This is a genomic window from Micromonospora sp. S4605 (genome assembly GCF_003176715.1).
GTDB lineage: Bacteria > Actinomycetota > Actinomycetes > Mycobacteriales > Micromonosporaceae > Micromonospora > Micromonospora echinaurantiaca.
This window is the reverse complement of the sequence record NZ_QGSW01000043.1, coordinates 1-6375: the sequence shown is the minus strand read 5'-3', so window position 1 is coordinate 6375 and position 6375 is coordinate 1. Positions and strand designations below refer to the sequence as shown.

Genomic DNA, 6375 nt, shown 5'->3' with positions numbered 1-6375 from the left:
GGACAGGCCGGCGGTGCGTCCGCGCGGGTGAGGGGGGTCGACCCCGCGCGGACGCCGGCTCAGCGCAGGCCGTACGCGTCGATCACGGTCTGGTCGACGACGTTGCCGGCGCGGTCGGCGGCATGCACCCGCAGTGACACCGCTCCCGTGCCCGCCGGCACCAGCGCGGTGTACCGGGTGCCCGAGCCGCGCACCGGCGCCGACCGCCAGGTCGCGCCGGAGTCGAAGGACACCTCCACCCGCAGGCTGGTGCCCGTCGGCGCCGGTACGCCCGCCGGCTGGCGCAGCGTCAGGCCGATCCGGTGCCCGTGCCGGCCGGACACCTCGCCGCGCAGGTCGGCCGGGACCTGGTAGTCCACCTGCAGCAGCGGCAACGGCTTCGCCCCGTCGCCGGCCGGCCGGGCCGAGCCGAACTGCCAGCTCGTCTCGGTCCGGGTGGCCCAGCGCCACTCCTCCGACGACCGGCGGGTGGTCAGGTCCAGCCGGTACCGGGCGGCCTGCGGGGTGGTGGCCACCGGCGCCCAGCCGCCGCCGAAGTCGGCGATCTGCTGGCCGTCCCGGCTGAGCCGGGCCTCGACCACGTCCTGCTCCTCGCTGGTGCCGGCGACGCCGTAGTGCCCGTCGGCGTCGACGAACTCGGCGACCCGCAGGTCCAGGGTGTCCCCGGTGCGCCGCGGCACCGGGGCGCCGGCGGCCGGCACGGCCGGCCGGACGACCGGCGCGTGCCAGGTCTCGGTGTCCCGGTCGGCGCCGGCGTACCGGCGCGGCTGCTGGGTCAGCCCGCCGAGCAGCCGGCCCCAGCTCGACCAGGTGAGCCGGTGGATCACCCGCTGCTGCCACCACGAGTCGCCGGCGCTGACCAACTCCTGCCGGGTGCTGCCGCTGCGCACGATCCGCTGGTCGTCGTTCCAGGAGTACTCCTGCCAGGGACGCCAGCCGAACCGCTGCTCCTTTGTCCAGTCCAGTCCGCCGGTGTCGGCGTAGTGCGCGGTCACCTCGGCGGTGTTCGCCGCGGTCACCTTGTGCACGATCCGCTCCGGCACCCGGCCCTTCGATACCTGGAACACGTCGTACAGGTACGGGCTGTCCACGGTCAGCGTCAGGTCCAGCGTCGCGCGCCCGGTGCGGGCCGCCGCGATCATCCGCTGGCCGTCGTCGTACGCCACCACCATGGCCGGGACGGGCAGCCGGTCACCGACCGGGTTCCAGACCGTCCACGCGCTCCAGTCCGCCGGGCGGACGATGAGCACCACCGCCACGCCGGCCGCGGCGGCCGCGGCGACCTGCTCCTCCTCCGAGCGCTCCGGATCGGTGGTGAGCAGCGCGGCGGCGCCCCGGGCCCGGGCGAGTTCGGCGGCGGTGCCGGTGCCGGCCCAGACCAGCGGCAGCTTCCGCCGCCCGGTGGGGGCCGGGGACTGGTGCAGCAGGTTGATGTCCAGCGGGCCGGCCACCTTGCTGACCGTGGCCTCCACCATCGGCTTCACCAGCTGCCAGCGGGAGGAGAACTCGAACTCGCCACGGCTGACCGCCCGGGTCGGGGTCACGTTCACCTGCTGGATGGTGCTGAACGTCATCACGCCGTGGTCGACCTGCCGGCCGTTGCCGAAGACGCGGTGCTCGTAGAAGCTGATCGCCGCGCGCTGCTCCGCCGGCTCTGGCGTCTCGATCCGCACCGGCGTGCCCTTGCGCGGGTCGAGCAGCACGGTGAGGTCCCGGTCGACCGTCAACTCCGGGTCGGTGACCAGGGTGATCTGCTCGTCCAGCGGGGCGCCGTGCTCGATCAGCGCCTGGAGCAGGTACGGCCCCTCCTCGACCTGCACCTGCACGTCGCCGCCGAAGGTGTAGAGCAGCCGGTCCGACTCGGGGTGCTCGCCGAAGAGGGTGATGACCGGCGCCGGGCCGGGCTCTCCGGTGATGCCGAGCGCGCGGAGGGTCACGGTGTGCTGCGGTCCGCTGAGGGTGAACCCGACGGCGGTCCGTACCGTGACGCCGTCTGCGCCGGTCGCCACCAGCCAACCGCCGTGCGGGCCGCGGTCCAGCTTGGCCGGGTCGGCCCGCAGCGGCACGGCGACGCTGCCGCCGGCCGGCACGGTCACCTCGGCCGCGCCGACGGACACGCCGTCGGCCTCGGCCGCGCCGCTGTCCAGGTTGCGCAGCTCCAGGCCCAACCGCAGGGTCTGCGCCGCCGCGGTGCCGTTGGTGTACGTGACGGTCCGCTCCGCGGTCGCGTCGCCGGTCAGCCGGCCGAAGTCGGCCGTGGCCGAGCCGTACACCCGCTGGCCCAGCGCCCGGGGCACGTCGACCCGGCCGCCGCCCTGCTCGTAGACGGTCAGCTCGGGGTTGCCCTTCGCGGTGCTGACCAGCGCGTCCTTGAGCTGCCCGGCGGTCCAGTCCGGATGCTCCTGGGCGAGGATGGCGGCCGCGCCGGCCACGTGCGGGGTGGCCATCGACGTGCCGGACGCCCCCGTGTACGCCTCCCCCACCGGCGCGCCCATGCCGGTGCCGGCGGCCCGGGCGGCGACGATGCCGACGCCCGGCGCGGTGATCTCCGGCTTCAGGCCGCTGTCACCGATCCGGGGACCACGGCTGGAGAAGTCGGCCAGCTGGTCGGCGCGGTCCACCGCGCCGACGGTGAGCGCCGCGGTCGCCGCGCCCGGGGCGCCGACGGTGCGGGCCGCACCCTCGTTGCCGGCGGCGACCACGAAGAGCGCGCCGGTCTGCGCGGTCAGGTCGTTGAGCGCCTCGCTCATCGGGTCGGTGCCGTCGGTGGGGCCGCCGCCGAGGCTCATGTTGACCACCTTCGCGCCGGAGTGCACGGCCCACTCCATGCCCGCGATGATCGCCGACTCGTACCCGCTGCCGCCGTCGTCGAGCACCTTGCCGACGAGCAGCCGCGCGCCGGGTGCCACGCCCTTGCGCAGCCCGTCGGAGGCCGCGCCGCTGCCGGCGATGGTGGCCGCCACGTGGGTGCCGTGGCCGTGCCCGTCGCGGGCGCTCCCGGTGCCGGAGAAGTCCTGGCTCTCGGCGATCCGGCCGGCCAGGTCCGGGTGGTCGGCGTCGGCGCCGGTGTCGAGCACGGCGACCCGCACCCCGGCGCCGTCCCGGCCGGCGGCCCAGGCGGTCGGCGCGCCGATCTGCGGCACGCTGTGCTCCAGCGCCGGTCGGACCCGTCCGTCCAGCCAGACCTGGGCGATGCCGGCGCCGAGCCGGGCCGGGCCGTCGCCCGCGGTACGAGCGGCCGGCGCGGCCCGCAGCGCGGTCCACAGGCCACCGAGCTCGCCCTTGCCGACCCGCAGCGCGGCGCCGTTGATGCTCTCCAACGGCCGCGTGCCGGTGGCCCCGGCGAGCGGGCGGATCCGACCGGCGGCCGGCTCCTGGTACCGCACGATCAGCGGCAGCGCGCCCTGGTCGGCGTCGCCGTAGCCGTCCGCGGCCAGCTCCTGCACGTCGAAGAGGTCCGGGTCGAGCACCCCGGCGGACAGGTACGGCACGACGTCGCTGGGCAGCACCCGCACCCCGCCGTCGACCTCGATGGTCTGGAAGGTGACCCGCTCGCGGCCGGGGCCGGGGCGGACGGTGGCGGCCACCCGGCCGGGCGCGGCCGAGGTCAGCTCGACCTGGTCACCGGTGATCAGGGTGATCCGGACGGGCGCGGCACCGCCCGGGCACACCCGCCCCGGGCGGGTGTGCCCGGGGTCGGGCCGGTGGGTCGGTCGGGCGGGGCGGCGGACGCCGGGGCGGCGAGTCCGACCACCAGCGCGCCGACCGCGCCGGCGGCGAGCCAGCGTGGGGGCCAGTGCATGGATGAGCTCCTCTACTCCAGGGCCGGCACCGGTGGGAAACCGACCGATCGGAGTCTGCGACGGAGATCATCGTGTGGTCACTAGCGACGGTTGCCGTACCGGCGACATGTCGCCAGGTGGACACGCGCGCGAGGGCGGGTGTCGGCCCGGTGTTCACCGGCGGGCCGGCGCGAGTCGGGCCGTGCCCGACGGCCGGCGCCACCGGCCGAGGCGCACGGACGACGGGCCGGCGCCGGTCGAGCCGGGCTGCCGGCGGGCCGGGTGGTCGCGGGTCAGCGGCGGGAGCCGCGCCAGCCGTGCACGGGCAGCCCGAACTTGGCCACCAGCCGGTCGGTGAAGGGTCGGGCGCGCAGCCGGACGATGCGCACCGGCAGCGCCCCGCGCCGCACCGTCACCCGGGCCCCGGGCGGCAGGTCGTAGACCCGCCGCCCGTCGCAGCTGAGCACCGCGAGGGTGGTGAACGGGTCGACGGTGATCGCGAAGGTGGAGGTGGGCGCGGTGACCAGCGGGCGGCTGAACAGCGCGTGCGCGCTGATCGGCACCAGCAGCAGCGCCTCCACCTCCGGCCAGACCACCGGCCCCCCGCCGGAGAACGCGTACGCGGTGGAGCCGGTGGGGGTCGCGCAGACCACCCCGTCGCAGCCGTAGCGGGACAGCGGCCGGCCGTCCACGTCGACGAGGAGTTCGAGCATCTGGGCCCGCTCGCCCTTCTCGACGCTGATCTCGTTGAGCGCCCAGGACTCGATCGTCGGGCCGCCGTCGAACTCGGCGGTGACGTCCAGGGTGAGCCGTTCGTCCACCGTGTAGTTGCGGCCGACCACGTCGCGTACCGCGCTGTCCAGGTCGTCGATCTCGGCCTCGGCGAGGAAGCCGACCTTGCCGAGGTTGATGCCGAGCAGCGGCACCTTCGCCGGCCGGGCCAACTCGGCGGCGCGCAGGAAGGTGCCGTCCCCGCCGAGGGCGAAGACGATCTCGGCGCCCTCGGCGGCCTTCGGGCCGGTCACCGGAATCACCCCGGGCAGGTCGAGGTCGTCGGCCTCCTCGGCGACCACCCGCACCTCGAAGCCGGCCGCGATCAGGTCGGCCGCCACCGCCCGGGCGTGCTCGGTGCTGCGCCGGCGGCCGGTGTGCGTCACCAGCAGGGCGGTCCGGCTCACCGGACCGTCCGTTCCGACCGGGGCGCGGACCGGCCGCGCGCGTCCCCGCCGTTCGCGACCGCGCTCACCCGGCCACCTCCTCCGTCGCCGCGTCCGGCACGTCGCCGGACGCCGCCGGACCGCCCGGCCCGGCCGCCACCACGGCCCGCACCCGCTCCGGGTCGGCCGGTGGTGCGTCCCGGCGTAACCATACGAAGAACTCGACGTTGCCGCTCGGTCCGGGCAGCGGGCTGGCGGCCACGTCGGCGAGGCCCAGCCCGAGCCGCGCGGCGGCGGCCGCCACGTCCAGCACCGCCTCGGCCCGCAGCGCCGGGTCGCGGACCACCCCGCCCGCGCCGACCCGCTCCTTGCCCACCTCGAACTGCGGCTTCACCATCAGCGCCAGGTCGCCGTCGGCGCCGGTGCAGTCGGCCAGCGCCGGCAGTACCAGGCGCAGCGAGATGAACGACAGGTCGGCCACGGTCAGCTCGACCGGGCCGCCGATGGCCTCCGGGGTGAGCGTACGGACGTTGGTGCGCTCGAAGACGTGCACCCGGGCGTCGTTGCGCAGCGGCCAGGCGAGCTGGCCGTACCCGACGTCGACGGCGACCACCTCGGCCGCGCCGGCGCGCAGCAGCACGTCGGTGAAGCCGCCGGTGGAGGCGCCGGCGTCCAGGCAGCGGCGCCCGGCCACCCGCAGCCCGGGGCCGAACGCGGCCAGCGCGCCGGCCAGCTTGTGGCCGCCCCGGGAGACGTACTCCGAGCTGGGGTCCTCGCCGGTGACCAGCAGCGGGTCGGCCGGGTCCACCATCGCGGCGGCCTTGCGGGCCGGCACTCCGCGCAGCTGCACCCGGCCGGCCTCCACCAGCGCGGCGGCCTGCTCGCGCGAGCGGGCCAGACCGCGGCGGACGAGTTCGGCGTCCAGCCGGTTACGACGTGCCATGGGTGGTTCTCCGGTCTCCTCAGGCCTGGTCGATGGTGGCGAGGGTCTCCCGCAGCGTCTCGTAGGCCGCCTCGTACTGCGCGATCTGGTCCGCCGGGGGCAGGTCCGCCGCGTTGATCATCGCCTGGACGGCGGCGTCGACGGCGGGGTGGCGTACCTCACCGGTGTCGTCGAGCACCGCCGGACGCGGTGCGCCGGGCGGCGGCCCGGGACGGGCGCCCGGCGGCGGCCCGGGACGAGCGCCGCCCGGCGGCGGCCCGGGACGGGCCGGGCCGGTCACCGCGGGCCTCGACGGGTCGGCGCGGGCCTCACTCGGCACCCCCCGGCTGTTGCTTGCGCGGCGGCGCCTTCTTCACGGGCCGGGGCGGCTCGGCCTCGTCCTGAGCCGGGGTGATGGTGGCCGGCGGCTTCCTGACCACGGCCTTCTTCGCGACCGCCTTCTTGACGACGGCCTTCTTGGCGACGGCCTTCTTCGCGACGGCCTTCGTCGGGG

The 6375-nt window shown here is 76.5% G+C and carries 5 protein-coding genes and 1 pseudogene; all 6 read right to left on the bottom strand.

Annotation, left to right across the window (positions count from 1 at the left end; all coding sequences use genetic code 11):
• Positions 1-59 precede the first annotated feature (59 nt).
• Positions 60-3671, bottom strand: coding sequence for a S8 family serine peptidase (locus DLJ47_RS02040; protein ID WP_446723522.1), 3612 nt, complete (start codon positions 3669-3671; stop codon positions 60-62).
• Positions 3632-3802 (bottom strand): hypothetical protein, encoded by a 171-nt coding sequence (locus DLJ47_RS36560; RefSeq protein WP_233257610.1) that lies wholly within the window; start codon positions 3800-3802, stop codon positions 3632-3634. Before DLJ47_RS36560 ends, DLJ47_RS02040 begins: the two co-directional genes overlap by 40 nt.
• 273 nt (positions 3803-4075) lie before the next feature.
• Entirely contained in the window at positions 4076-4960 is an 885-nt protein-coding gene (locus DLJ47_RS02035) for an NAD kinase (RefSeq protein ID WP_088994705.1), read from the bottom strand.
• Positions 4961-5024: 64 nt separating this feature from the next.
• The gene (locus DLJ47_RS02030; protein WP_109898403.1) at positions 5025-5882 is read right to left on the bottom strand and encodes a TlyA family RNA methyltransferase; all 858 of its coding nucleotides are present in this window, start codon (positions 5880-5882) and stop codon (positions 5025-5027) included.
• 19 nt (positions 5883-5901) lie between these two features.
• The gene (locus DLJ47_RS02025; protein ID WP_109898402.1) at positions 5902-6162 is read right to left on the bottom strand and encodes a hypothetical protein; all 261 of its coding nucleotides are present in this window, start codon (positions 6160-6162) and stop codon (positions 5902-5904) included.
• A 28-nt stretch (positions 6163-6190) separates the two neighbouring features.
• Positions 6191-6375 (bottom strand): annotated as a pseudogene (locus tag DLJ47_RS36110) (hypothetical protein); the annotation flags it as partial.